The organism is Sphingomonas sp. 4RDLI-65 (assembly GCF_049472435.1).
In the GTDB taxonomy this organism is placed as follows: domain Bacteria; phylum Pseudomonadota; class Alphaproteobacteria; order Sphingomonadales; family Sphingomonadaceae; genus Sphingomonas.
Genome location: NZ_JBCEBT010000001.1, coordinates 762,477 through 788,388 on the forward strand (window position 1 = coordinate 762,477; position 25,912 = coordinate 788,388).

Sequence of the window (25,912 nt, forward strand, 5' to 3'; positions counted from 1 at the left end):
CCGTATCAACGGCGCATCCCGATCGTCGGGTTCGAGAGGACATCTCATGAAGTTTACGCATCTCATCGCGGCCGGGTTGGCCTTTGCAACGCTCGGCCTCGGCGCCGCCGCTCCTGCCGAGGCGCAGCGCGATCGCGGGCACAGCCAGCAGTACCGCGACAATGACCACCGCGGCGACCATCGTGGCGATCGCCGCGATTTCCGCCGTAACGATCATCGTGGCGATCGCCATGACGACCGGCGCTATCGCGGCCGTGGCAACGATCGTCGCAACTGGAACAACAATCGCCGTTGCCGCACCGAATGGCGCAACCATCGTCGCGTGCAGATCTGCCGCTGACGTAAGCCGAGCCGGCGCGTAGTATGGTGCGTCGGCACCAGGCGGGCGGTGGCATGACGCCACCGTCCGTCCCTGCATGTGCCCCTTTGACGAGGATTTGGATCATGAAGCGTTTCTTCGGTACGGCTGCGGTGATTGCGGCGACGTGCCTTTCCGTTGCCACGCCGGCGCTCGCTCAGTCGCAGGCCGACGACGCTCGCTTTGCCGCCGCCCAGGCGCGGCTCGACAGCGAGTTGCAGATATTCCGCACGGAATTCGATCGCTACCAGTCGGTCCGCGGCAATCGCGGCGGTTATGCGCCGCAGACCGGCTATCGCACCGCACCCGATCGCAGTGGCGGCTACCAGGAGGCGTATCCGGACGAGCGCGACGAGGGCAATTACGATCCCTCGCGCTATTATCGTGCGGGTCCGAACTACCAGGAGCGCACGCTGGCGACCAACGACCGCGTCTATGCGGGGCAGGATGGGCGTTATTACTGCAAGCGCAACGACGGCACGACCGGGTTGATCATCGGTGCGGCTGGTGGTGGCATCCTCGGCAACGTCATCGATGGCGGCCGTTCGCGGATCGTCGGCTCGTTGCTGGGCGCCGCGGCGGGTGGCCTTGCGGGGCGTGCGGTGGAGCAGAGCAACAACCAGGTTCGCTGCCGCTGAGCCACCGTCCGCGCTGATCCTCCCCCGCCAGGGGGAGGTGTCGCCGAAGGTGACGGAGGGGGAGGACACGGAACGCAGGTTGTCGCGCCCTCCCCCTCCGTCAGGCTAACGCCTGCCACCTCCCCCTGGCGGGGGAGGATTGCATTTACTTCGCCGGACCGACCAGTTTCTGCGTGAAGTACGTCATCTGCAGCGCCTGCAACCGGGCCCCCTGCTCGATATCCGCATCGCCCGAATGGCCGCCCGCGGTATCCTCGTAGTAGAGATACGGCAGGCCATATTCCTTCAACCGCGCCGCGAACTTGCGCGCATGCTGCGGCCCGACGCGGTCGTCCTTGGTGGTCGTCCAGATATACGGCTCCGGATACGCGACGCCCTTCTTGATGTTCTGATACGGCGAGATCTTTTCGAGAAACGCCTTTTCCTCCGGCACGCTCACCGAGCCGTATTCGTCGACCCATGACGCGCCAGCCGCGATCCCCTCGTACCGGATCATGTCGAGCAACGGCACCTGGATCGTCACCGCCTTCCAGAGATCAGGATGCTGGTTGAACTCGACTCCCATCAGCAGGCCCCCGTTCGACCCGCCATAGATGCCGAGCTTGGCCGGGCTCGTCAGCTTCCGCGCGAACAGGTCCTTCGCCACCGCGGCGAAGTCGTCATAGATCACCTGTCGCTTCGTTTTCCGCCCAGCGTCATGCCACTTGGGCCCGAACTCGCCGCCGCCGCGGATGTTGGCGAGCACGTAGGACCCGCCGCGCTCCAGCCACAGCTTGCCGGTGCTCCCCGAATAGCTCGGCGTCATCGACACTTCGAACCCGCCATAGGCGGTCATGATCGTCGGCGTGGTCCCGTCGAGTGCGATGCCCTTCTTGTGCACCACGAAATACGGCACCTTCGTCCCGTCGGTCGAGGTCGCCTCGAACTGCTCGACGATATCGTTCGACGCGTCGAACTTCGCCGGCAGAGTCTTGATCGGCTTTGGTGCAGCGGAAGAGGCCGCATCCAGCGCATACAGCGAGGTCGGCGTCAGGAACCCGGTCACCGTCAGATAGGCGTCGTCGCTGCGATCGGTCGTGCTCGCCACGTCGATCGAGGCATTGTCGGGCAGCGCGATCGGCTTGGCGGTCCAGCCCCCTGCCCCATGCGTGTAGACCGACGCGCGGCCGCGGACGTTGTCCGAGACGACGAGCAACAGCTTGGATTTCGTCAGCCCCATCCCGTCGACCGACTGGCGCGGGCCCGGCGCGAAGACGATCGTCGGATTGATCGCCCCCTTCTCGACTTCGGCCAGCGGTGCCGACGCGATCGCGCCTTCGGGAATCTGGCCCCACGGATCGCTGGTCGAGAAGATCACCTGCCCGTCGATCATGCCTGCCGGGAAGGTCCGGTCGGGCAATGCGAGCGGCCGCGCACCCGCCGGAGTCCACACCAGCTTGTCCGCGCCGAAGAACGTCTTGCGGCGCTGGATCACGATCAGGCGATTGCCCTTCTCGTCGGTCAGCACGTTCGCCGCGGTGCCGCCCTGATCGGTCGCGGCGCCACGATAGACCTCGGTCGCAGCCTCGAGCGGCTGGCCGCGCTTCAACTGCTTCATCACGAATGCATAGCCCGACTGCGTCGTCGTGCCCGCGCCCCAGTCGCGCGCGACCAGCAGCGTATCCTTGTCGACCCAGGTCGCATCCTGCTTCGACTTGGGCAGCGTGAAGCCGTTCGCGACGAACGCACCGGTTTGCAGATCGAACTCGCGATACGTCACCGCATCCTCGCCACCCTCGGACAGCGCGACCAGGCACAGCCGCTGCTCCGGCTCGAGGCAGGTCGAGCCCTTCCAGACCCACTGCTTGCCCTCGGCCTTGCCCAGCGCATCGAGATCGAGCGCGGTCGTCCATTTCGGCGTTGCCGACGCGTAGTCCGCTGCGCTGGTCCAGCGCCACAGCCCGTGCGGATGATCCGCATCGCGCCAGAAATTATAAATCCGCCCGAACATCTGGTTCGGCATCGGGATGCGATCCTTCGCCGACGCGATCGCCAGCGCCTCGGCGTAAAAGGTCTTGTAGCGCGGATCGTTCTGGAGCCGTGGGAGCGTCTTGGCGTTCTCCGCCTCGACCCAGACGAGCGGCTTGGCGCCGTCCTTGTCTTCGAGCCAGATATAGGGGTCCGCGGCGGTCTCTGTCTTTGTCATCGGTGCGACTTGGGCAAGCGCGGGGCCGCTCGCAAGGCCAGTCGTCCCGCTCAATATCGTCGCCGCAAGCATCGAAGCCAGAACCCGCATCACCGTATCTCCCTGATTTGCTTGGCGGGATACATGCCGGGGTCTATCGCGGTCCGCAATGCAACCGGACCAGATATCGGCCGCCGACGGCCTGCCCAAGCCCCGCCGCTTCATGGCGATCGCCGCGATTTCGGCGGGGACGGCGCTGACGATCATCGATGGCGGCATCGCCACCGTCGCGCTGCCAACGATCGCGCGCGACCTGAACGTCGGCAGCAGCGCGGTGGTGACCGTCGTCACGGTGTACCAGCTGATCCTGGCGATGGCGCTGCTCCCGTTCTCCGGGCTCGGCGACCGGATCGGGCTGAAGCGGATGTACCAGTACGGCCAGCTGCTCTTCACGGTCGCAACGTTGCTGTGTTTCTTCGCGAAGAGCCTGCCGTTCCTGCTGGTCGTGCGCGCGGCGCAAGCCTTGGGCGCAGCGGCGGCGCTGAGCGTCTCGTCGGCGCTGATCCGCTCGATCTATCCCGCCAAGCAGCTTGGCCGCGGGCTGGGCATCAACTCGGTTGTGGTGTCGAGTTCGGCGGCGCTGGCCCCCACGATCGGCGGGCTGGTGCTGGCGATCGCACCGTGGCCGTGGGTGTTCGCCAGCGCGGTGCCGTTCGCGATCGCATCGCTGCTGCTCGGCCGCGCGCTGCCCGAACCGCACCGCCGTGACGAGCCGTTCGACGTGCTCGGCGCGGTCATGTGCGCGGCGATGATCGGGCTCGTCATCGGTGGCGCGGAGAGCGCGGTGCACGGCGACAGCCCGATCGTCTCGGCGGCGATCGTGCTGACCGGCGTGGTGATCGGCTGGTTCTTCGTGAAGCGCGAACAGGGCGAGACCAAGCCGATCCTGCCGATCGACCTGCTCGCGCGGCCGGTGCTCGCGCTGTCGGCGATCGGTGCGTACACCGCGTTCATCGCGCAGATGACGTTGTTGCTCTCGACGCCGTTCCGGTTGACGCACGCCTATGGGTTCTCGGCCGCCGAAGTCGGCGCGGCGATCGCGCCGTGGCCGCTGGCGAACATGGTCGTCGCGCCGCTGTCGGGGTGGTTGTCGGATCGGTATCCGGCGGGGCTGCTCGGCGGGATCGGCATGAGCGTCTCGACCTGCGCGCTGCTGCTGCTCGCCTACATGCCGGCGGACCCGGGGTATTTCGACATCGCCTGGCGGATGGCGCTGTGCGGATCGGGGTTCGGGATGTTCATGGCGCCGAATGCGCGGTTGATTATCGGGAGTGCGCCACGGGAGCGGGCGGCAGCGGCTGGGGGTCTTGTGTCGACGGTAAGGCTGGTGGGCCAGACGACGGGCGCGACCTTGGTCGCGGCGTTGCTGGCGATGGGCGTAGGTGCCGGCATGACCCCGCCTTTGGTCGCCGCAGGTCTCGCGCTGGTGGCGGGCCTATGCAGCCTGAGCCGACTCCGCCCCTCGATCCGCAACCCGCCGAGCGAGGAAACCAATAGCGCTCAGCCAGCGCCGACCGTAAGTTAGACCGTAGAAATCGTCAACGTACGTGCTTGGCTAGCGCTAGTGTAGCCGCGCTCGCGAGCCTTCTTTGCAGCCATCTCGAAATGACGCCATAGCGAATCCGAGCCGGGATGGCGAGAGTCCCTCCAAAGCTTATAATCCTTAAGCCTTTCAAAGTTCGTTACGATACTATCACCAAATGACGATAATATTATATCTAGCTCAATTTCATTCTTATCATCCAATAAACTTACGAGACCGAACAATGAAGATATACTTGCCAATGCAGCTCGATCATCCTCATCGATCATTGAGTAATCTTGACCACCCGGTGGAACTTTTTGCAAAATACTTCGAACTCTGAATCTCGCGATTCTAGCCTCAGGTTCCATAAATTTTGTTATCAAAGTTACCGAATTTGAAACGCGCTTTGACTGACGTGTTAGCACGTCCTGACGCACAGCAATGCCGAAGGCTATGGCCACACCCGCCATCGCTATCCAATTTTCAACGTCCATCAACTTGTCCCCAAAACAATGTCAGAAAGCAGCCGTAGCCTTGGCCTCTCCCATCATCGCAGCCCGCACCAAGGGAATTGGCGGCCCGCCATAACTCAAGAACTGGTCATGGAACGCCTTCCAAGCCTTCCGCCCACCCCGCGTCGCCGTCCAATCCGCTCGCAGTTTCCGGATCATCAGCTTACCCATCGTATAGTTCAGGTACGCCGGATCATACGTCCCGCGCGCCGCCTGCTGCTTGGCGTTCCCCTCGTCCTGGTAACATTCGTCGACGAACATCCGGAACGACTGCTCCTGCGTCATCCCCTTCGCATGCATCCGGATCGCGGAAAGATACCGGCAGTCGCGCAACAGAGCGTTCGAGATCTGCCCAACATGCGTCTCGGCGTCGCCGTTGTTGAGCCCCGCCTCCCACATCATTTCCTCGGCATAATGCGCCCACCCCTCGGCGAACGCATACCCCACGAACAACCGCCCGAAGAGCGACGGCGACCGGTTCGCATGGAGGAACTGGACGAAGTGCCCCGGCATCACCTCGTGCACCGAGGTGAACAGCAGGTCGTTCTTGCCCGGCACGAACGCGTCCTGCACCGCCTTGGTCCAGGCGGGGTCGGGCGGCGAGATATAGTAGACCGACGGTACGCCCTTCTCGAACGGCCCAGGCGGGTCGATATACGCCGAGTTCTGTCGGTTATATGGCGGCGACTCCTCCACCAGCGCCTGCTCCGTCCCGGGAATCGTCAGCAGGTCGTGATCCACGACGAACTTCCGCAACGTCGGGATCTGCCGCCGCGCCTCCGCAACCGGGCCGCCAACCGGCTTGTTCGCGTTCATCTTGTCCATGCAAGCGAGGATCGTCTGTACCTTGGCGAACACCCCGCACGCCTGCGCCAGCGCCGCCTGGTTACGCTTCAGATCGGCGACACCCGCCGCCTCGAGCTGGTCGAGCGGCGTATCGACGCCCTCGGTCATCGCCACCATCCGCGAGAACTTGTCCGCCCCCAGCGCGAAATCCTGCGTCGCGGTCGCGCGCTGGCCCTCGGTCCACGTCCCCAGATCGCGCATCGCCGCCGCCGCCGCCTTCGCCGCATCGGTCAGCTGCTTCTGCGCCGCCGCATCCTTGACGCTCGCGAACGCCCTCACCGCGTCGCCCGCATAATAGTCGGCAAAACCGTTGAACGCCGCCGTCCCGTAATTGACATAGCTCAGCGGCATCGGGGCCTTGAGGTTCGCCTTGATGTTGCCCGCCGCCGCCGGGATCTTCTGGAAGAACGCAGTCAGCGCCTTCATCCGCGTCGGCGCATCTGCGTAATTGCGCGCGATATAGACGTTCGGATCGAGCCCCGCGCTCACATACCAGGCGGGGTTATGATGCGGCTGGTCGGCATCCTCCAGCCAGAACAGCTTGCCCTTAACAACCTGCACCAGATAGTCGCGCTCGAACGCCTCGGCGGGCTTCAAATCCTTGAACGCCCCCGCCTTGTCGATCGCGCCATGCAGGAAGTCCGCCTGTCGCTTCAGCCCCGCGGCACTCCAGTCGCCGAGCCCGCCGTCATACTCGTGCTTGCCCTGATAGACCGCGTTGGCGGGATCGATCTTGAACCAGCCGTCGATGAAGCCATCGCGGAACCCCGCCCAGTCGCTCTTCGCAGCGGTCGTAGGCGCAGCCGGAGCCTGGGTGTTCGACGAAGTTTGCGCCGGGCCGCACGCGCTGAGCGCGAGGACCGCGCCAAGCGCCGTCGTCAAAAGTCCGATCCGCATCCTGTCTCCAATTCCGATTCGTCCTGTTCCCCATGCTGCCAGCCGAAGCCTCGCCGCGCCAGTGTGCGGAACGGCGTCCGCGCTGGGCCGTTGACCGCACACCTGTTCGAACGACTGGAGAGCTTCATGCCCTACGTAAAAACCCGTGACGGTACCGATATTTACGTCAAGGACTGGGGCACCGGACGCCCGGTGATCCTTACGCATGGCTGGCCGCTCAACGCCGACAGTTGGGACGCGCAGGCGATGGCATTGGCCCATGCAGGCTTTCGCGTGATCGCCTATGACCGCCGCGGGTTCGGCCGCTCGGGCCAGCCCTGGACCGGCTATGATTACGACACGCTCACCGACGATCTCGCCGACGTGATGGAAGCGACCGGCGCTAACACCGACGCGACGATCGTCGGCTTCTCGATGGGGGGCGGAGAGATCGCGCGCTACATGAGCCGCTACGACGGCAAGGGCGTGGTCGCCGCCGGGCTGATCGCGTCGGTGGTACCGTACATGCTCAAGACCGACGACAATCCCCACGGCGTCGACGAGGAAACGCTTGCCGGAATCGGCGCGGGCATCGAGGACGACCGCCCGGCGTTCTTCAAGACCTTCCTCCAGCAGTTCCTCGGCGTCGGGTTCATCACTTCGCCGGTCAGCGACGAGGTCGTCGACTGGGCCTGGGCTCTGGCGATGCAGGCAGGTCTGCATCCGACGCTGGAATGCGCCAAGTCGTTCGGCCACACCGACTTCCGCCACGATCTGGCGGCGTTCCGCGTCCCCACGTTGGTCGTCCACGGAACGAGCGACAAGACGGTGCCGATCGACGCCACCGGACGTGCCGCGGCAAAGGGCATCGCCGGTTCGCAGCTGGTGGAATATGACGGCGCGCCGCACGGTCTGACGATCACGGAGAGCGACCGTTTCACCAACGATCTGCTGACGTTCCTGGGCAAGTGACCCGTCCCTTAATCCTCCCCCGCCAGGGGGAGGATTAGAAACTCAATTCCCCAGCGGCACGATCACTTCGTCTGGATGTGCGACGTTGAGCTCTTTCCGGACCATCTCGTCGACCATATCCGGGTTCGCATGGTCCGGATTCAGCAACGCCACGCGATTTTTCAGCACTTCGCGCTTGCGATCGAGAACCGCGTAATCCTGCTCGCGCTTAGCAAGCTGGCGCTTGTAGTCGCCATACGCGAACATCCCGTTCGGCCCGAGCACGGCGTACGCGCCGAAGAACGCCATCAACGTCAGCCCGAGCGCCGGCCACGCGGCCTTGCGCATCGTCTTCCGCAGCTTGCTGGTCTTCGTCGTCACGCGTGCCATGCTCGTTCTCCCGGACTCCAGCTTATCAGCCGCCGATCAGGATGTCGCGACCCGCATAGCGCGCCGCGTCGCCCAGTTCTTCCTCGATGCGGATCAGCTGGTTGTACTTCGCCAACCGGTCCGACCGCGCCAGGCTGCCGGTCTTGATCTGACCGCAGTTGGTCGCCACCGCCAGATCGGCGATCGTCGAATCCTCGGTCTCGCCCGAGCGATGCGACATCACCGCCGTATACTTCGCCCGCTGCGCCATCGAAACAGCCTCGAGCGTCTCGGTCAGCGTGCCGATCTGGTTGACCTTCACCAACAGCGAGTTCGCGTACCCGCCGTCGATCCCGCGCTTCAGGCGCTTCGGGTTGGTCACGAACAGATCGTCGCCGACCAGCTGGACCTTGTCGCCGATCAGGTCGGTGAGCGTCTTCCAGCCCTCCCAATCGTCCTCGCCCATGCCGTCCTCGATCGAGAAGATCGGATAGCGCCGCGTCAGGTCCGCGAGATACTCCGCCATCTCGCCGCTTTCGAGGATCCGGCCCTCGCCCGAGATGTCGTACTTGCCGTTCTTGTAGAATTCGGTCGCCGCGCAATCGAGCGCGAGCATCACGTCCTCGCCGGGCTTGTACCCAGCCTTCTCGATGCTCGACATGATGAAGTCGAGCGCCTCGGTCGTGCTGCCGATGTTCGGCGCGAAGCCGCCCTCGTCGCCGACGCTGGTCGACAGGCCCTTCTCGCTCAGGCCCTTCTTCAGCGTGTGGAAGATCTCCGAACCGCAGCGGACCGCTTCGAGGATGTTCGACGCGCCGACCGGCACGATCATGAATTCCTGGAAATCGATCGGGTTGTCGGCATGCTCGCCGCCATTGATGATGTTCATCATCGGCACCGGCAGCAGATGCGCCTGCACGCCGCCGACATAGCGGTACAGCGGCAGGCCCCGCGCTTCGGCCGCGGCCTTGGCGACCGCGAGGCTGACGCCGAGGATCGCGTTCGCGCCCAGCCGGCCCTTGTTCTCGGTGCCGTCGAGCTCGATCATCGCGCGGTCGAGGTCCGACTGGTCCTCCGCGTCCATGCCGAGCACGGTGTCCGTGATCTCGTCGTTGACCGCGTCGACCGCGCCGTCGACGCCCTTGCCGCCCCAGCGGGTCTTGTCGCCATCACGACGCTCGACCGCCTCGTGTGCGCCGGTCGAGGCGCCCGACGGGACAGCCGCGCGGCCGAAGCTGCCGTCTTCGAGCAGCACGTCGACCTCGACGGTCGGATTGCCGCGGCTGTCGAGGATCTGGCGTGCATGAAGGTCGATGATTGCGGTCACGTAACGATGCTCCTACAAATCCCGGTGCCGGGTCGTTCGCGCCGCCTCTACCGTCTCGCGCCATTGCGGGCAATCGCGCGGACAGCCGAGAATAGTGTCGTGCAATCGCGCGACGGTTCGGGAACCGTGCTCCGGCGGCGGTGTTGAGAGCGTAACAATTCTGAAAGGGACCGTCATGGCCGACTCCAGCGTAAACGACACCGTCAACGACCTGAAAACGACCGCGAACGAGGTCGGTACCGAGGTGAGCAAGACGATCGATAACAAGATGGGCGACAACGGCACCAGCGATCTCTCCGGCAAGACCGCCGACGCCAAGCAGGCGATCAAGGAAGGCGCGAGCAAGTACAGCGCGCAGGCAGCCGACAAGGCGCGCACCTTCGCCGAGGACGGCAAGGCCCGTGCAAGCGGCGCGCTGGAGCAGATTGCGCAGTTGCTCAACGATGCGGCCGGTCAGGTCGACGACAAGCTCGGCTCGCAGTACGGCGGCTATGCCCGCAGCGCCGCCGACAGCGTCTCGGGTTTCGCCGACCAGGTGAAGGCGAAGGACATCGACGAACTGGTCGACGACGCCCGCGAACTGGTGCGCAAGTCGCCCGCGATCGCGGCCGGCGCAGCAGCAGCCATCGGCTTCGTCATCGCGCGACTGGTGCAGTCGGGCGTCGACGCCAACCCGAAGGCCTGACGCCTTGTCCGATCCCGTGATGCTGACCGGCGAAGACGAAAGCCTTTCGTCGATCGTCGGCCGGCTGGCGACCGAGACGAAGAGTCTCGCGACCGCGGAAGTCGCTGTCTACAAGGCGAAGTTCGGCGAGACGGCCAGCGCATACAAGTCGGCGGCGATGTTCTTCGCGGTCGCCGGTGTGCTGGCGCTGGCCGCGCTGATCGCACTGCTGGTCGGTGCGATCTTGACGCTGGCAACGCTGGTAGGGCCTGGATGGTCGACCGTGATCGTCGTCGTTGCGGTGCTGGCGCTGGCCGGCATCCTGGCGATGATCGGCAAGTCGAAGCTTCAGACCAAAAGCGAGCCCGTATCATGACATCCGCCAAAGTCGCCGCCGCAGAGATCGAAGCCGCCCTCGCCCGCCAGCGCGTCCTGATGACGGTCGGGCAGTTGCAGGACCGGCTCAACCCGCGTCGGCTCGCGCTTAATGCCAGCCGCGACGTCGCCGATGCCGGCACCGCCGCGCTGACCGCCAGCGTGGAGACGGTAAAGCGCAATCCGGGGCCGACCGCAGGGTTCGCCGCGGTCGCCGGGCTGTTTCTCGCGCGGCACCGGATCGTCGGACTCTTCCGCCGCGGGCGCTGACTGCGCTGACTGCGGTCACCGCATTGAAACCTTGAAGTCCCGGCTCGCGTTGAACCCCCATTGAATTGAACGGCGAGCAGCTTGCCATCAGAAGGACATTTCCATGACCGACGCAAAGACCACCGTAAACGACGCCGCCCACGAGACCGAAAGCCGTCTGCGCGAAGGCCTCGACACCGTTCGCGAGACCGCGTCAAAGGTTTATCACGAGGCCGGCGACAAGGCCTCCGAGGTTCTCGAAGTCTCGCGCGAAAAGACCAAGCGCGTCGTCAACAACCTCGAATCCAACCCGCTCGGCATCCTCGTCGGCGGTCTCGCCGTCGGTGCGCTCGCTGGCGCGCTGATCCCGCGTTCGGCGCGCGAGAAGGAATTGCTCGCGCCGGTCGGCAAGCGTCTCAGCGAGACCGTCGTCGCCGCCACCGCCGCCGCCAAGGCCGCGGGCCAGTCGGAACTCGGCGAACTCGGCCTCACCAAGGACAATGCACGCGGTCAGGCCAAGGGTTTGCTCGAAGGCGTCGTCAAAGCGCTGACCACCGCGGGTACCGCAGGTGCGAAGGCCGTTTCGCAAAAGCCAGCTGTCTAAATAGCGATCGACTAAGGGTTCAAAGCGCGGGTCGAACACGCTAGGGCACCTGCAACCTCCCTCCCAAGGACAAGCAGCGCATGAGCAAGCTCCACCTCGTATTCGGCGGCCGCGTCAGCGACCCGCGCACCCTGGATTTCAACGATCTGAGCAAGATCGAGTTCGTCGGTGTTTTCCCCGATTATGCCAGTGCCGAGAAGGCTTGGCGTGCTGCGGCGCAGCGGACCGTCGACGATGCCGAGATGAAGTTCGTTGTCGTGCATCTGCACCGTATTCTCGAGCCGAACCTGTCGGGTTCGACTGCGGCCTGAACTACCCCTAGCCGTCATTCCCGCGGAGGCGGGAACCCATATTGGCTAACCTCGCGACTTGATCGCAGCGACATAGGCTATGGATCCCCGCCTGCGCGGGGATGACGACATTGAGCGACGGTATTTCTGCCTTCGACTTAAGCTTGTGCTCAAGGCCTTGCAAAACTAGCACAGCGCAAAATAACTTGCCCTCACCCTTCCCACGGCCAAGCAGCCGCGGGCCCCTTCCCTCTCCCGTCGGGAGAGGGAGAGACGCCAAAGGCGGCGATGGGTGAGGGCACGCCGAGCGGTGCTCCCGGCACCCGTCCCGCTGGCTCATTGAGCGACGCATTCCGCTCACGCGCTGCCCCGCCTAGATAGGGTAGAGAAGAGATACACCGGTACAACCGACGAAGCCCACAGGCGCGCCATTCCTCCCACGCGTTCGTGCTGAGTAGAGACCGAGTAGCTCCGTCAGGAGCGTATCGAGGGCTCGTATCGAAGCACAGGTCCCGAGTGCCAACCTATCCTTCGATACGCCGCTTCGACAAGCTCAGCAGCTACTCAGGACGAACGGTGTGGTGGCTCAAGCCGCCCGGTAATGCCAGAGCAACAACGGCCGAGCCAGCACCAGCCCCGCCAAAAACCCACCGATATGCGCGCCAATCGCGATCGGCCCACTAGCGCCAACCGAAGCGCCAAACCCGGCCAACCCCATCAGCAACTGGATCCCGATCCACGCCGCCGCAAGCCAGACGACATGCACGACCCCAGCCGGCACCGGCCCGATCGCCTGCGCCCGCCGCTCGCCATACAACAGCGCATAAGCCCCGACGACCGCCGAAATCGCGCCCGAAGCGCCGATCATCGGCGCCGTGGACTCAGGCCCGAAAGCCCAATGTCCAGCCGCCGCCGCATACGCGCCCAGCACGTACAGAACGACCAACCCGACCGTCCCCAGCGCCTTCTCGACGAACTGCCCGCAATACACCAGCATCACGAGGTTCAGCGCGATATGCGCCCACCCGCCATGGATCAGAGTCGCAGTCAGCGGCGTCGCCCAGGACGGCACGACGAACATATGCTCGCTCGGAATACCAAGGTCGGTCATCCGCAACGGGATGAACCCGGCGTTCACCGCCCAGTAGCCAAGCGATCCGCTCAGCACCAGAAATCCCGAGACGATGACCGTCACGATCGTGATGATCGCCGTCGCCCGCGTCTCGAAAAAATTCATGAAATCAAATGAACTCGATCTTGGAGACGACGTAGTACCGCTCGCCGGCCGGCACAGTGACCTCGACCTCTTCGTCGAGCTTGCGCCCGATCAGCCCGCGACCCAGCGGCGAATTGTACGAGATCCGCCCCGTCTTCGCGTTCGCCTCGGTCTGGCCGACGATCTGATACTTCACCGGCTTGTCGTTCTCGTCGAGCAACGTCACCGTCGCGCCGAACACGACCTTGTCGCCCGACAAATCCTTCGGATCGATGATCTGCGCGCGCGACAGCTTGTCCTCGATGTCGGAGATCGATGCCTCGACCTGGCCCTGACGCTCCTTCGCGGCATGATATTCCGCGTTCTCGCTCAGATCGCCGTGCGCGCGCGCCTCTTCGATCGCGTCGACGATCGTCGGACGTTCGGCCTTCAGGCGCTTGAGATCCGCGCTAAGCGTCTCATAGCCTTCCTGCAGCATCGGCATCTTTTCGACGGTCGCCATCATCTCGTCCCCAAATTCATTTCCCCGCGCGGGGCGCCATAACGGCCCCGCCCACACATCACGCTTATGTCGGGATCAGTTGTGCGACTGCGAATAATAGGATTGCAGCGGCCGTACTTCAAGGCTGTGCGTCGAAAGCTTGGCAATCGCCTTTGCCGCTTCGAGCGAAGCGGGCGCCGTCGTGAAGTACGGAATGCGTTGTCCCAGCGCAGAAGCCCGGATCGGCTGCGAGTCCTTCAGGCTCTGCCACCCCTCGGTGGTGTTGAAGATCAGCGCGATATCGCCGTCCTTGATCCGGTCGACGATATGCGGCCGGCCTTGGGCCACCTTGTTGACCTTCTCGACCGGTAAGTCGGCGCGAGCCAAGTGATCCGCGGTGCCGCCGGTCGCGACGATCGAGAAGCCGGTATCGACCAATGCCTTCACCGCCTCGACGATCATTGCCTTGTCACCGTCCTTCACGCTGACGAAGACATTGCCCTTGGTCGGCAGGATCGTTCCCGCGCCAAGCTGCGCTTTCGCAAACGCGATCGTGAAATCGGGATCGATTCCCATGACTTCGCCGGTCGACTTCATTTCCGGTGACAGCACCGGATCGACGCCGGGGAACTTGTTGAAGGGGAACACCGCCTCCTTCACCGCATAATAGTCGATATGCCGGTCGATCTTCGGCAGGTCGACCAGCTTCTCGCCCGCCATCACCCGCGCGGCGATCTTGGCGATAGGCGCGCCGATCGCCTTGGCGACGAACGGCACGGTGCGCGACGCGCGCGGGTTGACCTCGATGAGGTAGACCAAGTCGTCCTTCACCGCGAACTGGATGTTCATCAGCCCGACCACCGACAAGGCATGCGCGAGTGCCACCGTCTGCCGCTCGATCTCGGCGATGATCTCAGCCGACAACGAATATGGCGGGATCGAGCACGCAGAGTCACCCGAATGGACGCCCGCTTCCTCGATATGCTGCAACACGCCCGCGACCACGACATCGGTGCCGTCGCAGATCGCATCGACATCGACCTCGATCGCATCGCGCAGATACTGGTCGATCAGCACCGGCGAGTCGCCCGACACCTGCACCGCGGTCGCGATGTAATGCTCGAGCTGCCCGATCGTATCGACGATCTCCATCGCCCGGCCACCGAGCACATACGAAGGCCGCATCAGCACCGGATAGCCGATCCGCTCCGCCGCCGCGACTGCTTCGTCCCGGCTCCGCGCGAGGCCATTGGCCGGCTGAAGCAACCCGAGCTTGGTGATCAGCGCCGCGAACCGCTCGCGGTCCTCCGCCAGATCGATCGCGTCCGGCGTCGTCCCGAGGATAGGAATCCCTGCAGCCTCGAGCGAGCGCGCAAGGTTCAGCGGCGTCTGCCCACCGAACTGCACGATCACGCCCACAAGCGTGCCGTTCTGCTGCTCGACGTGCAGGATCTCCAGCACGTCCTCGGCGGTCAGCGGCTCGAAATACAGCCGGTCCGACGTGTCGTAATCGGTCGACACCGTCTCCGGGTTGCAGTTGACCATGATCGTCTCATAGCCCGCATCCGCCAGCGCGAAGCACGCATGGCAGCAGCAATAATCGAACTCGATCCCCTGCCCGATCCGGTTCGGCCCGCCGCCCAGGATCACGATCTTCTTGCGATCGGTAGGCTCGGACTCGTTCTCGGGCTCGCCGAAGCTCGGCGCCTCGTAGGTCGAGTACATATACGGCGTCTTCGCATCGAATTCGGCCGCGCACGTATCGATCCGCTTGAATACCGGCCGCACGCCCAGCTTCAGGCGATGCTGGCGCACCTCCTCCTCGGTCACGCCGCCGGTCATCGCCTTGACGACCTCGTGGATCAGCCCCGAGCCGCGCGCGATCCCGCGGTTCATGCCGCGCAGATTGGCGGATTGCAGCGCCAGCCACGCGAGCCGCTTGTCGCTGAACCCCATGCTCTTCAGCCGCCGCATGCCGGGCGCGTCGATCGGCAAGCCGTCCTTCATCACCTCGGCCTCGGCCGCGATGATCTCGGCGATCCGCTCCAGGAACCACGGATCATATTTGGCGATCGCGTGCACCTCGGCGACCGTGAAGCCCTCGCGCAAAGCCTGCGCCGCTACCAGCAGCCGGTCCGGCGTCGCGACGGCCAGCGCCGCCTCGATCTCCGCCCGCGGCGCACCGACCAGATGATCGACCTGGTTGAACCCCGACAAGCCCGTCTCGAGCCCGCGCAAAGCCTTCTGCATCGATTCGTGGATGTTGCGACCGATCGCCATCACTTCGCCGACCGATTTCATCGCGGTGCCGAGCGTGTTCGACGCGCCCTTGAACTTCTCGAAAGCGAACCGCGGGATCTTCGTCACGACGTAATCGATCGTCGGCTCGAACGCGGCAGGCGTTGCGCCGGTAATGTCGTTCTCGATCTCGTCGAGCGTGTAGCCGACCGCCAGCTTCGCCGCGACCTTAGCGATCGGGAAGCCCGTCGCCTTCGACGCCAGCGCGGACGAGCGCGACACGCGTGGGTTCATCTCGATCACGACCAGCCGGCCGTCCTTCGGATTGACTGCGAACTGGACGTTCGAACCGCCTGTTTCGACACCGATTTCGCGCAACACCGCGATCGATGCGTTGCGCATGATCTGGTATTCCTTGTCGGTCAGCGTCAGCGCCGGTGCGACCGTGATCGAGTCGCCGGTGTGGACGCCCATCGGGTCGACGTTCTCGATCGAGCAGATGATGATCGCGTTGTCGTTGCGATCGCGCACCACCTCCATCTCGTATTCTTTCCAGCCGAGCAGCGATTCCTCGATCAGCACCTCGGTGGTCGGCGACAGATCGAGCCCGTTGCGGACGATCGCGATGAACTCCTCGCGATTATACGCGATGCCGCCGCCCGAGCCGCCCATCGTAAAGCTCGGCCGGATGATCGACGGAAGTCCCGTCTTCTCAAGGCCTTCCAAGGCTTCCTCAACAGTATGGGCTATTGCCGAGCGCGCGCTTTCCAGCCCGATCCGGTCCATCGCATCGCGGAACTTCAGCCGGTCCTCCGCCATGTCGATCGCATCGGCATCCGCACCGATCATCGTCACGCCATACTTTTCGAGCGTACCGTCATGGAACAGCGCCAGCGCGGTATTCAGCGCGGTCTGCCCGCCCATCGTCGGCAGGATCGCGTCCGGGCGCTCCTTCTCGATGATCTTGGCAACGATCGCGGGCGTGATCGGCTCGACATAAGTCGCGTCGGCCAGCTCGGGATCGGTCATGATCGTGGCGGGGTTCGAATTGACGAGGACGATACGATAGCCCTCCTCCTTCAGCGCCTTGATCGCCTGCGTGCCCGAATAATCGAACTCGCACGCTTGGCCGATGACGATGGGCCCTGCGCCGATGACGAGGATCGAGGAGATGTCGGTGCGTTTTGGCATTAGCTGTTGATCATCTTCCAGAGTAAATCCAAGAGCTTCTTCGCAAGCTCGCCCACTGCAGCACCGCTAAACTTCTCCATGAGATAACGGAGAGGAGTCGCTAGAACCGCTACAATTGCGTCTATCCTTACGAATTTCGGTAAAATTAGACGACGTCCAGCTTCCAGTTCGGCCTCAATTCTAGGTCGACTGTCTCCCAGCGCGGCGCCAATCTCGTTCGAAGTTTGAATTTCCGCAGCGAGCTTCTCGATCGTTCCATCTATATCTGACCGCTGATTGTCATCTATTGAAACTACTCGATCAGACGCTGGGACACCTTCGACAGGTTCCCCGTCTTTCAGCCCAGAAAGAGCCAGCTTTTCCGCTGCAGCCCATCCCGCATTAGTCAGCAAATAATGATATTCATCATTTTCAAAATCACTATTTTCGACCAGATCTTCACCAACAAGGCCGCGCAACGCCCTGGAAAGAAAGACGGATCCAACCGACAAGCTTATCTTATCGGCTATTTCTTCTTTGCTAAAATACTCCTGCTTGTCACTATAGTACGTTAGACGATAGAGCGACAAAAGCACCTCACGCCTAACGGTATCAAAAGTGACGAACATTAGCCCTTAATTCCAGCAACAAACTTCTCGAACAGATACAAACTATCCTGCGGACCTGGGCTCGCCTCCGGGTGATACTGCACCGAGAACGCCGGCTTGTCGGTCAGCTCCAGCCCCGCATTCGATCCATCGAACAGCGACACATGCGTCTCGCGGACGTTCGCCGGCAGGCTGTCGCGCTCGACTGCGAAGCCGTGGTTCATGCTGGTAATCTCGACCGCGCCGTCGGACAGGCGCTTGACCGGATGGTTGGCGCCGCGGTGGCCCTGGAACATCTTGTTCGTGGTCGCGCCGACCGCGAGGCCGAGCAACTGGTGGCCGAGGCAGATGCCGAACAGCGGCTTGCCCGTCTCCAGCAGCTGCCGGATCACCGGGACGGCGTAGTCGGCGGTCGCGGCGGGATCGCCGGGGCCGTTCGACAGGAAGATGCCGTCGGGGTTCAGGGCCATTACGTCGTCGAAGCTGGCGGTGGCGGGGACGACGGACACCTTCGCCCCGGCCTCGACGAGGTTGCGGAAGATGTTGCGCTTCGAACCGTAATCGATCGCGACGACGTGGGGGYGGGCYCGCGCTCACCTGTTGGGGGGACGGTCGAAGAAGGCTCAACCGCACCGTTGTCTGTCGAGGACGCCGGGAGCCCACCCCCGGCCCCTCCCGCTTGCGGGAGGGGGGAAGAATAGCCGAAGCCTAGCCGCCACGTCCCGCCGGGCGCTTCCTCACCCCAGCCATAATGCATCTCGGTCGACACGTCCTTGGCGAGGTCCATGCCCTCCAGCCCCGGCCACGCGCGCGCCATCGCCAGCAGCGCGGGCACATCGAACTCGCCACTAGCCGAATGCGCGATCACGCCGTTAGGCGCGCCCGCCACCCGGATCCGCCGCGTCAGCGCACGCGTGTCGACCCCCGAAAGGCCGATCCGCGCATGCCGCTTCATCCAGCCGTCCAGCCCCTCGACCGCGCGGAAGCTCGACGGCTGCGTCACGTCCTCGCGGACGATGATGCCAAGCGCGTGCGGGTCGTCCGCCTCGACGTCGTCGGGGTTCGCGCCGACGTTGCCGATATGCGGAAACGTGAAGCAGATCATCTGCCCGGCGAAGGACGGGTCGGTCAGCACCTCCTGATAGCCGGTCATCGCGGTGTGGAAGCACACTTCGCCGACCGCACTGCCCTCTGCGCCGAACCCGCGACCCCAGATCACGTCGCCATTGGCGAGGACCAGCACGCCGGTGGCTCCAGCGGGCATTGCCAAAGACATGGGTGTGGGATTGGTGTCGGCCATCAGGCTGGGCACTCTCTTTACGTTGACGATGTCGCTAAGTGGTGTCCGCTAAGGCCGGCGTGCCGCAGCGTCAATCTGTTAAACGGACGGCGGACGCGCTATCCCACCTGGCTACGCACGAACCACCTGAAAGACCAGTACATGATTCGCGACGACATCAAGGCCGCGCAGCTGACCGCCATGAAGGCCGGCGACAAGCAGAGCCGCAACGCTATCTCGTTGATCCAGGCCGCGATCAAGAACCGCGACATCGAGGCGCGGACGGGGAAAGCGCCCGAGAGCGACGACGCGCTGGTGATCGAAGTGCTCCAGAAGATGGTCAAGCAGCGCCGCGAGTCTATCGAGATGTTCTCGAAGGGTGGCCGTCAGGAACTCGCCGATGCGGAGACCGCGGAGGTCGCAGTGATCGAACGCTTCCTGCCGCAGCAGATGAGCGAGGCGGAGACGAGCGCTGCGATCGAGGCGATCAAGACGGAACTCGGCGCGACCGGCATGAAGGACATGGGCCGCGTGATGGCGGAGCTGAAAGCACGCCACGCGAGCGAGCTGGACATGAGCAAGGCGAGCGGCCTGGTAAAGGCGGCGCTGTCGTAAATGGATAAGGGCGGCCCCCTTCTTCCTCCCCTCCCGCAAGCGGGAGGGGACCGAGGGGTGGGCCCGCGCCATCGACTGGACCGACCAACCGAAAGAGCGCGAGACCTCCGCAACGAAGCGACGAATGCCGAGCAGACGTTATGGCGGCAACTCAAAGGCTCAAGGTTGCAGGACCTGAAGTTCAGCCGCCAGATGCCGATCGCCGGATATTTCGCCGACTTCGTATGCCGCTCGCACAAGCTGATCGTCGAGCTGGACGGTAGCCAGCATGTCGAAGGCCAACCTCATGATGACGCAGGAACGAGACACCTCGAAGCCGCCGGCTACCGCGTCGTCCGCTTCTGGAACAACGATCTGACCTCGAACATGGCCGGCGTATTGGAGACCATTCTGAACGCTGCGATCGGAACCGAGCGTGTGCCCACCCCCCAGCCCCCTCCCGCAAGCGGGCGGGGGGGCTCTGTCGTGCGTGGGGCGATCTAGTGGCGCTAACCCCACAATTCCTCGACGAACTCCGCGCGCGCACGTCGCTCTCGGCCCTCGTCGGAAAAACCACCAAGCTCACCAAGGCCGGCCGCGAGCACAAAGGCTGCTGCCCGTTTCACAACGAGAAGACCCCAAGCTTCTACGTCAACGACGACAAGGGCTTCTACCACTGCTTCGGCTGCTCCGCCCACGGCGACGCGATCAAATGGATGACCGACCAGCGCGGCCTGCCGTTCATGGACGCGGTCAAGGAGCTCGCGCAGGCCGCCGGGATGGACATGCCCGCGATGGACCGCCAGTCCGCCGCCAAGGCCGAGCGCGCCAAGGGCCTGCACGAGGTCATGTCCGACGCCGCCGACTGGTTCACCGAACAACTCAACGGCCTCCCCGGCACCGACGCGCGCGCGCTCCTCGACCGCCGTGGCATCAAGCCCGAGACCGCACGCGCATTTGGGATGGGCTTCGCGCCCGACAGCCGCGGCAAGCTCAAGGCCGCACTCAAGACGTACGGCGATCCGATGCTGGTCGAGTCCGGCATGCTCATCAATGTCGAGGGCAAGGACCCCTACGACCGGTTCCGAGGCCGGCTGATGATTCCGATCCGCGACCCCCGCGGCCGGACGATCGCGTTCGGCGGGCGCGTCCTCGACGGTGGCGAGCCGAAGTACCTGAACTCCCCGGACACGCCGCTCTTCGACAAGGGCCGCACGCTCTACAATCTCGACAAGGCCGCCCCCGCCTCGCGCAAGTCCGGCCGCGTGCTCGTGGTCGAGGGCTATATGGACGTTATCGCGCTCGCCCAGGCAGGCTTCGGCGAAGCGGTCGCGCCCCTCGGCACCGCGCTCACCGAAGCGCAACTCGAAAGATTGTGGCGGATGGTCGACGTCCCCCTGCTCTGCTTCGACGGCGACGGTGCCGGCCAGAAGGCATCCCTCCGCGCTGCCCACCGCGCGCTCCCGCTGCTCGCGCCCGGCCGCAGCCTGGCCTTCGTCACGCTCCCGCAAGGCCAGGACCCCGATGACCTCGTCCGCGCCGGCGGCCCCGGCGCGTTCGAGGCGTTGCTCAAGACCCCCGAACAGCTCGTCGACCGGCTCTGGGCGTCCGAAGTCGCCGCCGAGGCGCTCGACACCCCCGAACAGCGCGCCGGTCTCAAGCGCCGCCTCCACGAACTCGCGGAAGGCATCGCCGACCCGTCGGTGAAGCAGCAATATCATTCCGAGTTCAAGAACCGCTTCTACGAACATTTCAAACCCGTCCGCGCCCCCTTCGTCCCCCGTGGCGAGCGACCCAAGGGCGGCTGGAAGCCCCCCGCCGCACCCGTCACCGAAGACGCGAAGGCCTTCCTCGCCACCGGCATCGACCGCGTCCTGGCCAAGGCGGTCCTCGCCGGCCTGATCCGCCACCCGGTCGAGATCGCGCGTCACATGGAGGTGCTCGGCTCCCTCCAAATGATCGACGGCGCGCTCGGTCGGTTGTTCGAAGCGGTCGTGGATGTTGCACTTGAGGACCAGAAGCTTGATAGCGGGCGCTTGCTCACCATATTGGCGAGGTCCGGTTTCAATTCAGTCGCGAGTGATCTGTTGAGAGCCGATACGATGCCCTATTCGTTCACGCAGACCACGGCCGATCCAGCCCGCGTCCGTGCCGACCTCGACGAGGCGATCGCGATCATGGTCGCACGCCCTGAGGTCGACGCGGCACTCAAGCAGGCGACCGCGGCGATGCAGACGCACTTCACCGAAGAGGCGTTCGAACGACAAGTGGCTATGGTAAGAGAGAAACAGGCGTTGGAAGTCCGACTTGCAAATCTTGTACAGTCGAACGAAGACGCCCGAGCGTTGGGTACCGAGGGCGATTGATGGCTAAGGCGAACATGGCGGAACCCGCCGAGACGAACGAAACCGGCGATGCGCCGCTGATCGACATGAACGATGCGTCGATCAAGAAGGTCATCGCGCGCGCCAAGAAGCGCGGCTACATCACCTATGAGCAGCTCAACGAAGCGCTGCCGCAGGGCGAGATGTCGTCCGACCAGATCGAGGACATCAGCGCCGCGCTGAGCGAGATGGGCATCAACATCGTCGAGAACGACGAAGCCGGCGAGGACGGCGAGACCGAGCCCGCCAAGGACGACGAGGACGAGCCGGAGGCCGCCGACGCGGATGCCGACACAGGCCCCGCGATCGAGAAAAAGAAAGAGACCATCGATCGCACCGACGATCCGGTCCGCATGTACCTGCGCGAGATGGGCGCGGTCGAGCTGCTCAGCCGGGAGGGCGAGATCGCGATCGCCAAGCGCATCGAGGCGGGTCGCGACACGATGATCCTGGGTCTCTGCGAATCGCCGATCACCTTCAACGCGATCATCGACTGGTCGACCGCGCTGAACGAGGGCACGATGCAGCTGCGCGAGATCATGGATCTCGACGCGATGCTGTCGAAGGACCCCGCCCCCGAAGCGATGGCCGAGGACGGCGAAGCCGACGACGGCGAGATCAGCGAGAAGAACGCCGGCCCTTCGTTCAAGGAAGAGGCCGAGCCCGAAGAGCCGTCCGCCGACGAGGACGAGGACGGCGAGCGCCGTGCCCCGCGCGCATCGGACGACGAGGAGGAGGACAACACCCTCAGCCTCGCGCAGATGGAAGAGCAGCTCAAGCCGATCGCGCTCGAGCGGTTCGCCAGCATCACCGCGCTCTACAAGAAGTTCAGCAAGATCCAGCAGAGCCGTGTCGACGCGATGGGCATCGGCGGCGATTTCTCGGCTGCCGACGAGCGCAAATACCAGAAGCTGCGCGAGGAACTCACGGCGGAAGTCGAAAGCGTCCAGTTCCACAACGCCAAGATCGAATATCTGGTCGATCAGCTTTATGCCTATAACCGTCGCCTGACCGCGCTGGGCGGCCAGATGCTGCGCCTCGCCGAGCGCCACAAGGTGCCGCGCAAGGACTTCCTCGATCGCTATATCGGTCACGAGATCGACGAGAACTGGCTGACGACGGTCAACAAGGTCGACAAGAAGTGGACCGCGTTCGTCCTCAACGAGGGTGAGGCCGTCGAGCGCATCCGCGCCGAGATCGCCGACATCACGCAGCAGACCGGCATGGCGCTCACCGAGTTCCGCCGGATCGTCAACATGGTCCAGAAGGGCGAGCGCGAGGCGCGTATCGCCAAGAAGGAGATGGTCGAGGCGAACCTGCGGCTGGTGATCTCGATCGCCAAGAAATACACGAACCGCGGCCTTCAGTTCCTGGATCTCATCCAGGAGGGCAATATCGGCCTGATGAAGGCAGTCGACAAGTTCGAGTATCGCCGCGGCTACAAGTTCAGCACCTACGCGACGTGGTGGATCCGCCAGGCGATCACCCGCTCGATTGCGGATCAGGCGCGGACCATCCGTATCCCGGTCCACATGATCGAGACGATCAACAAGCTGGTCCGCACCAGCCGCCAGTTCCTCCACGAGCAGGGCCGCGAGCCGACCCCGGAGGAGATGGCCGAGCGCCTCTCCATGCCGCTGGAGAAGGTGCGCAAGGTGATGAAGATCGCCAAGGAGCCGATCAGCCTCGAAACGCCGATCGGCGACGAGGAGGATTCGCATCTCGGCGACTTCATCGAGGACAAGAACGCGATCATCCCGGTGGACGCCGCGATCCAGGCGAACCTCAAGGAGACGGTCACGCGGGTGCTGGCCTCGCTCACCCCGCGCGAAGAACGCGTGCTGCGCATGCGCTTCGGTATCGGCATGAACACCGATCACACGCTGGAGGAAGTCGGCCAGCAGTTCTCGGTGACGCGCGAGCGCATTCGCCAGATCGAGGCGAAGGCGCTGCGCAAGCTGAAGCATCCGAGCCGATCACGGAAGATGCGGAGCTTCCTCGACCAGTAAGGGTTGGGATATCAGACGAATATACGGGCCGCGGTGACAACACCGCGGCCCGTTTCGTTTCTCCAGCCGGTCGGAATGCCGCCAGCACATAGTCCGTCACGCGGCCTAGACCCGCGTGCCCGAAATCGCGGTTCTTCCCCCAAGCCGCGAAATAGCGTATTTCCGGCCGGTCGCGAAAAACGACGGTTTGGCGCCGCATGAGTCGCTTTGCAGACCGTCGCATATACGTCCAACCCCGCCCAGGCATGGTTCGACCAGCGTATCCGGAAAGTAATCGCCTGACGCTCTGACGGGTCGAAGGCGGCCGTCAGCGTTGATGAACGCTGGCGCGATATTTGGAGCGCAACAATGCCGAAAGTAATATCGATCATCGGTGCAGGGCTTGGCGGCTTGACACTCGCACGCATCCTCCATCTGCACGGCATCCGCGCCACCATCTACGAAGCCGAAGCTTCAGCTGATGCCCGGACGCAGGGCGGCATGCTTTATATCCACGATTATAACGGTCAACGTGCGCTCAAGGCCGCAGGCCTGTTCGATGCGTTTCTGACGCTCGCCCGCCCCGGCGAAGATGCAAAGCGGGTCGTCGACAGGGACGGGACGGTTCTGTTCGACATGCCCGGCTCTGCGAATACCCGCCGTCCGGAAATCGATCGGGGAGATCTTCGAACCCTGCTCACCGAGTCTTTGCCCGCCGGGACGACCCAATGGGGTCATAAGATCGAGTCGCTTGAGACGCTCGATGGCGGCCGCCATGCGCTGCATTTCGCACATGGTGTTACGGTCAAGACCGACGTCCTGATCGGTGCCGATGGTGCCTGGTCCAAGGTCCGTCCTTTCCTGTCGAATGCCGCACCTGTCTATTCAGGCACATGCTTCATCGAGATCGGGTTGGCGAATGACGATCGGCACAACGCCAGCGCGGCCGCGATCGGTAGCGGAACGCTGATGGCGATTGCCCCCGGCAAAGGCATCATCGCGCATCGCAATGCCGACCGAACCATACGCGGCTATGCGGCCCTCAACATGTCGGAGGACAGCATGGGCGCGATAGTCGTCGATGAAGCGGGCGCTCGCCTGGCGCAGATTGCGGCGCAGTTCGCCGGATGGGCGCCGCAGTTGACCGCGCTTATAACGGACAGCGATATCGAGCCTGTACTACGCCCGATCCATGCGCTGCCGGTCGGCCATCGATGGGATCGGGTCGCGGGAATAACGCTGATCGGGGATGCGGCACATCTTATGTCGCCGTTTGCCGGTGAAGGTGCCAATCTGGCTCTGTATGACGGCGCTAAGCTTGCCGAGGCGATCATCGCCTATCCCGACGATATCGAGGCGGCGTTTGCCGGTTACGAGCAGGACATGTTTCAACGGAGCGCCGAGGTCGCCCTGCTATCCGCACAGAACCTGACGCGGTTTTTCGGCGATCATGCGCCCCAGAGCGTGGTCGACATCTTTACCCGCTTCGCCCAGCTCGACTAGGCGGTCGCACCGCGTTTTATCGTGTATACCTACCTGCCGGTGATCGGTTGGCCTACTCGACCCGCCCATCCACATCGCGTTAAAGGCTACTCATGGCCCGCGTAATCCTGTTCAACAAACCGTACGACGTCCTCAGCCAGTTCACCGACGTAAACAGTCCGACCCCGCGCGCGACGCTGTCGCAGTTCGTCGACGTGCCGGGCGTTTATCCGGCGGGGCGGCTCGACCGGGACAGCGAAGGGTTGTTGCTGCTGACGGACGACGGTCGCCTTCAGGCGCGGATCGCGGACCCGAAGTTCAAGTTGCCGAAAACCTATCTCGTGCAGGTCGAGGGCGATGCCGATCCTGCCGCGCTCGATCGGTTGCGACAGGGCGTCGTGCTGAAGGATGGCCCTGCCCGCGCCGAGGTCGAGCGGATCGATACGCCCGAGCTCTGGCCGCGCGTGCCGCCGATCCGGGTCCGCGCGAGCATCCCCGATTGCTGGCTGAAGATAACCATCCGCGAAGGCCGCAACCGGCAAGTCCGCCGCATGACCGCGGCGATCGACCACCCGACGCTGCGGCTGGTCCGGTGGAGCATCGGCGACTGGACGCTGGCCGATCTCGCGCCCGGCGCATGGCGCGACGCCTGAGAGCCACCTGA

General features: G+C 64.1%; 24 protein-coding genes and 1 pseudogene. 15 read left to right on the forward strand and 10 right to left on the reverse strand.

Annotation, left to right across the window (positions count from 1 at the left end):
• The first annotated feature begins 46 nt into the window (after window positions 1–46).
• Entirely contained in the window at window positions 47–340 is a 294-nt protein-coding gene (locus VH567_RS03235; RefSeq protein WP_423323118.1) for a hypothetical protein, read from the forward strand.
• A gap of 104 nt (window positions 341–444) precedes the next feature.
• Window positions 445–996 (forward strand): glycine zipper 2TM domain-containing protein, encoded by a 552-nt coding sequence (locus VH567_RS03240; protein WP_132740412.1) that lies wholly within the window; start codon window positions 445–447, stop codon window positions 994–996.
• 145 nt (window positions 997–1,141) lie between these two features.
• Here the strand turns inward: VH567_RS03240 and VH567_RS03245 are convergent, their stop codons facing one another.
• The gene (locus VH567_RS03245; protein WP_423323120.1) at window positions 1,142–3,271 is read right to left on the reverse strand and encodes a prolyl oligopeptidase family serine peptidase; all 2,130 of its coding nucleotides are present in this window, start codon (window positions 3,269–3,271) and stop codon (window positions 1,142–1,144) included.
• Between the two features lie 58 nt (window positions 3,272–3,329).
• Between VH567_RS03245 and VH567_RS03250 the strand changes: the two genes are divergently transcribed.
• Window positions 3,330–4,745 carry an MFS transporter gene (locus VH567_RS03250; protein WP_423323122.1) on the forward strand — a complete coding sequence of 472 codons (1,416 nt, stop codon included), beginning with the start codon at window positions 3,330–3,332 and terminating at the stop codon, window positions 4,743–4,745.
• On the opposite strand, the gene VH567_RS03255 is transcribed toward VH567_RS03250, so the two are convergent.
• Window positions 4,742–5,239, reverse strand: a complete 498-nt coding sequence (locus tag VH567_RS03255) for a DUF4760 domain-containing protein (RefSeq protein WP_423323124.1) — start codon at window positions 5,237–5,239, stop codon at window positions 4,742–4,744. The genes VH567_RS03250 and VH567_RS03255 overlap by 4 nt on opposite strands.
• 21 nt (window positions 5,240–5,260) lie before the next feature.
• Window positions 5,261–7,000, reverse strand: a complete 1,740-nt coding sequence (locus VH567_RS03260) for a DUF885 domain-containing protein (RefSeq protein ID WP_423323126.1) — start codon at window positions 6,998–7,000, stop codon at window positions 5,261–5,263.
• 126 nt (window positions 7,001–7,126) lie between these two features.
• Between VH567_RS03260 and VH567_RS03265 the strand changes: the two genes are divergently transcribed.
• Complete coding sequence (locus VH567_RS03265) at window positions 7,127–7,951, forward strand: alpha/beta fold hydrolase (RefSeq protein ID WP_423323128.1); 825 nt, start codon at window positions 7,127–7,129, stop codon at window positions 7,949–7,951.
• A gap of 42 nt (window positions 7,952–7,993) precedes the next feature.
• Here the strand turns inward: VH567_RS03265 and VH567_RS03270 are convergent, their stop codons facing one another.
• Together VH567_RS03270 and eno are read right to left on the reverse strand one after the other, a co-directional pair.
• Complete coding sequence (locus tag VH567_RS03270; protein ID WP_423323130.1) at window positions 7,994–8,320, reverse strand: FtsB family cell division protein; 327 nt, start codon at window positions 8,318–8,320, stop codon at window positions 7,994–7,996.
• A gap of 25 nt (window positions 8,321–8,345) precedes the next feature.
• On the reverse strand, window positions 8,346–9,626 hold the full coding sequence (eno, locus tag VH567_RS03275; protein WP_423323132.1) for a phosphopyruvate hydratase: 1,281 nt from the start codon (window positions 9,624–9,626) through the stop codon (window positions 8,346–8,348).
• Window positions 9,627–9,801: 175 nt separating this feature from the next.
• Here eno and VH567_RS03280 point away from each other — a divergent pair, with 175 nt between their 5' ends.
• The 5 genes from VH567_RS03280 (at window position 9,802) to VH567_RS03300 (ending at window position 11,829) form a co-directional block, all read left to right on the forward strand.
• Complete coding sequence (locus tag VH567_RS03280; protein WP_423323134.1) at window positions 9,802–10,311, forward strand: hypothetical protein; 510 nt, start codon at window positions 9,802–9,804, stop codon at window positions 10,309–10,311.
• Window positions 10,312–10,315: 4 nt separating this feature from the next.
• The gene (locus VH567_RS03285) at window positions 10,316–10,666 is read left to right on the forward strand and encodes a phage holin family protein (RefSeq protein WP_248521721.1); all 351 of its coding nucleotides are present in this window, start codon (window positions 10,316–10,318) and stop codon (window positions 10,664–10,666) included.
• A complete protein-coding gene (locus VH567_RS03290) occupies window positions 10,663–10,935 on the forward strand; it encodes a phosphatase (RefSeq protein ID WP_423323136.1) in 273 nt (90 codons plus the stop codon). The genes VH567_RS03285 and VH567_RS03290 overlap by 4 nt, the downstream gene beginning before the upstream one ends.
• 103 nt (window positions 10,936–11,038) lie before the next feature.
• A complete protein-coding gene (locus VH567_RS03295) occupies window positions 11,039–11,518 on the forward strand; it encodes a hypothetical protein (RefSeq protein WP_423323138.1) in 480 nt (159 codons plus the stop codon).
• Between the two features lie 80 nt (window positions 11,519–11,598).
• Window positions 11,599–11,829 carry a DUF4170 domain-containing protein gene (locus tag VH567_RS03300; RefSeq protein ID WP_423323140.1) on the forward strand — a complete coding sequence of 77 codons (231 nt, stop codon included), beginning with the start codon at window positions 11,599–11,601 and terminating at the stop codon, window positions 11,827–11,829.
• Between the two features lie 565 nt (window positions 11,830–12,394).
• On the opposite strand, the gene VH567_RS03305 is transcribed toward VH567_RS03300, so the two are convergent.
• The 5 genes and pseudogenes from VH567_RS03305 to carA all read right to left on the reverse strand — a co-directional run bounded on the left by VH567_RS03305 (window position 12,395) and on the right by carA (window position 18,821).
• Window positions 12,395–13,045 carry a rhomboid family intramembrane serine protease gene (locus VH567_RS03305; RefSeq protein ID WP_056486305.1) on the reverse strand — a complete coding sequence of 217 codons (651 nt, stop codon included), beginning with the start codon at window positions 13,043–13,045 and terminating at the stop codon, window positions 12,395–12,397.
• A gap of 4 nt (window positions 13,046–13,049) precedes the next feature.
• Window positions 13,050–13,526, reverse strand: coding sequence for a transcription elongation factor GreA (greA, locus tag VH567_RS03310; RefSeq protein WP_056052861.1), 477 nt, complete (start codon window positions 13,524–13,526; stop codon window positions 13,050–13,052).
• Window positions 13,527–13,601: 75 nt separating this feature from the next.
• Complete coding sequence (gene carB, locus VH567_RS03315) at window positions 13,602–16,934, reverse strand: carbamoyl-phosphate synthase large subunit (protein WP_423323143.1); 3,333 nt, start codon at window positions 16,932–16,934, stop codon at window positions 13,602–13,604.
• The gene (locus VH567_RS03320) at window positions 16,934–17,542 is read right to left on the reverse strand and encodes a hypothetical protein (protein ID WP_423323145.1); all 609 of its coding nucleotides are present in this window, start codon (window positions 17,540–17,542) and stop codon (window positions 16,934–16,936) included. Before VH567_RS03320 ends, carB begins: the two co-directional genes overlap by 1 nt.
• Window positions 17,542–18,821, reverse strand: a pseudogene (carA, locus tag VH567_RS03325) (glutamine-hydrolyzing carbamoyl-phosphate synthase small subunit). The gene VH567_RS03320 and the pseudogene carA overlap by 1 nt, the downstream one beginning before the upstream one ends.
• A gap of 141 nt (window positions 18,822–18,962) precedes the next feature.
• Between carA and VH567_RS03330 the strand changes: the two are divergent.
• The 6 genes from VH567_RS03330 (at window position 18,963) to VH567_RS03355 (ending at window position 25,901) form a co-directional block, all read left to right on the forward strand.
• Window positions 18,963–19,415, forward strand: a complete 453-nt coding sequence (locus VH567_RS03330; protein ID WP_423323147.1) for a GatB/YqeY domain-containing protein — start codon at window positions 18,963–18,965, stop codon at window positions 19,413–19,415.
• A complete protein-coding gene (locus VH567_RS03335; RefSeq protein ID WP_423323149.1) occupies window positions 19,416–19,898 on the forward strand; it encodes an endonuclease domain-containing protein in 483 nt (160 codons plus the stop codon). It abuts the gene before it with no gap.
• Entirely contained in the window at window positions 19,898–21,760 is a 1,863-nt protein-coding gene (dnaG, locus tag VH567_RS03340; RefSeq protein WP_423323151.1) for a DNA primase, read from the forward strand. The genes VH567_RS03335 and dnaG overlap by 1 nt, the downstream gene beginning before the upstream one ends.
• Entirely contained in the window at window positions 21,760–23,787 is a 2,028-nt protein-coding gene (rpoD, locus tag VH567_RS03345; RefSeq protein WP_133030504.1) for an RNA polymerase sigma factor RpoD, read from the forward strand. The genes dnaG and rpoD overlap by 1 nt, the downstream gene beginning before the upstream one ends.
• Window positions 23,788–24,135: 348 nt before the next feature.
• Window positions 24,136–25,269 (forward strand): FAD-dependent oxidoreductase, encoded by a 1,134-nt coding sequence (locus VH567_RS03350; protein WP_423323153.1) that lies wholly within the window; start codon window positions 24,136–24,138, stop codon window positions 25,267–25,269.
• Between the two features lie 92 nt (window positions 25,270–25,361).
• On the forward strand, window positions 25,362–25,901 hold the full coding sequence (locus VH567_RS03355) for a pseudouridine synthase (RefSeq protein WP_423323155.1): 540 nt from the start codon (window positions 25,362–25,364) through the stop codon (window positions 25,899–25,901).
• Window positions 25,902–25,912 lie beyond the last annotated feature (11 nt).

Bases quoted from the DNA above. Each gene is read 5' to 3' on its own strand.
- VH567_RS03290 (WP_423323136.1), top strand. From the start codon at position 10,663: ATGACATCCGCCAAAGTCGCCGCCGCAGAGATCGAAGCCGCCCTCGCC.
- VH567_RS03265 (WP_423323128.1), top strand. From the start codon at position 7,127: ATGCCCTACGTAAAAACCCGTGACGGTACCGATATTTACGTCAAGGAC.
- VH567_RS03355 (WP_423323155.1), top strand. From the start codon at position 25,362: ATGGCCCGCGTAATCCTGTTCAACAAACCGTACGACGTCCTCAGCCAG.
- greA (WP_056052861.1), bottom strand. From the start codon at position 13,526: ATGGCGACCGTCGAAAAGATGCCGATGCTGCAGGAAGGCTATGAGACG.
- VH567_RS03250 (WP_423323122.1), top strand. From the start codon at position 3,330: ATGCAACCGGACCAGATATCGGCCGCCGACGGCCTGCCCAAGCCCCGC.
- VH567_RS03260 (WP_423323126.1), bottom strand. From the start codon at position 7,000: ATGCGGATCGGACTTTTGACGACGGCGCTTGGCGCGGTCCTCGCGCTC.
- rpoD (WP_133030504.1), top strand. From the start codon at position 21,760: ATGGCTAAGGCGAACATGGCGGAACCCGCCGAGACGAACGAAACCGGC.
- VH567_RS03305 (WP_056486305.1), bottom strand. From the start codon at position 13,045: ATGAATTTTTTCGAGACGCGGGCGACGGCGATCATCACGATCGTGACG.
- VH567_RS03335 (WP_423323149.1), top strand. From the start codon at position 19,416: ATGGATAAGGGCGGCCCCCTTCTTCCTCCCCTCCCGCAAGCGGGAGGG.
- VH567_RS03295 (WP_423323138.1), top strand. From the start codon at position 11,039: ATGACCGACGCAAAGACCACCGTAAACGACGCCGCCCACGAGACCGAA.
- VH567_RS03350 (WP_423323153.1), top strand. From the start codon at position 24,136: ATGCCGAAAGTAATATCGATCATCGGTGCAGGGCTTGGCGGCTTGACA.
- carB (WP_423323143.1), bottom strand. From the start codon at position 16,934: ATGCCAAAACGCACCGACATCTCCTCGATCCTCGTCATCGGCGCAGGG.
- VH567_RS03240 (WP_132740412.1), top strand. From the start codon at position 445: ATGAAGCGTTTCTTCGGTACGGCTGCGGTGATTGCGGCGACGTGCCTT.
- VH567_RS03270 (WP_423323130.1), bottom strand. From the start codon at position 8,320: ATGGCACGCGTGACGACGAAGACCAGCAAGCTGCGGAAGACGATGCGC.
- VH567_RS03280 (WP_423323134.1), top strand. From the start codon at position 9,802: ATGGCCGACTCCAGCGTAAACGACACCGTCAACGACCTGAAAACGACC.
- VH567_RS03255 (WP_423323124.1), bottom strand. From the start codon at position 5,239: ATGGACGTTGAAAATTGGATAGCGATGGCGGGTGTGGCCATAGCCTTC.
- VH567_RS03330 (WP_423323147.1), top strand. From the start codon at position 18,963: ATGATTCGCGACGACATCAAGGCCGCGCAGCTGACCGCCATGAAGGCC.
- VH567_RS03245 (WP_423323120.1), bottom strand. From the start codon at position 3,271: ATGCGGGTTCTGGCTTCGATGCTTGCGGCGACGATATTGAGCGGGACG.
- VH567_RS03320 (WP_423323145.1), bottom strand. From the start codon at position 17,542: ATGTTCGTCACTTTTGATACCGTTAGGCGTGAGGTGCTTTTGTCGCTC.
- VH567_RS03300 (WP_423323140.1), top strand. From the start codon at position 11,599: ATGAGCAAGCTCCACCTCGTATTCGGCGGCCGCGTCAGCGACCCGCGC.
- VH567_RS03235 (WP_423323118.1), top strand. From the start codon at position 47: ATGAAGTTTACGCATCTCATCGCGGCCGGGTTGGCCTTTGCAACGCTC.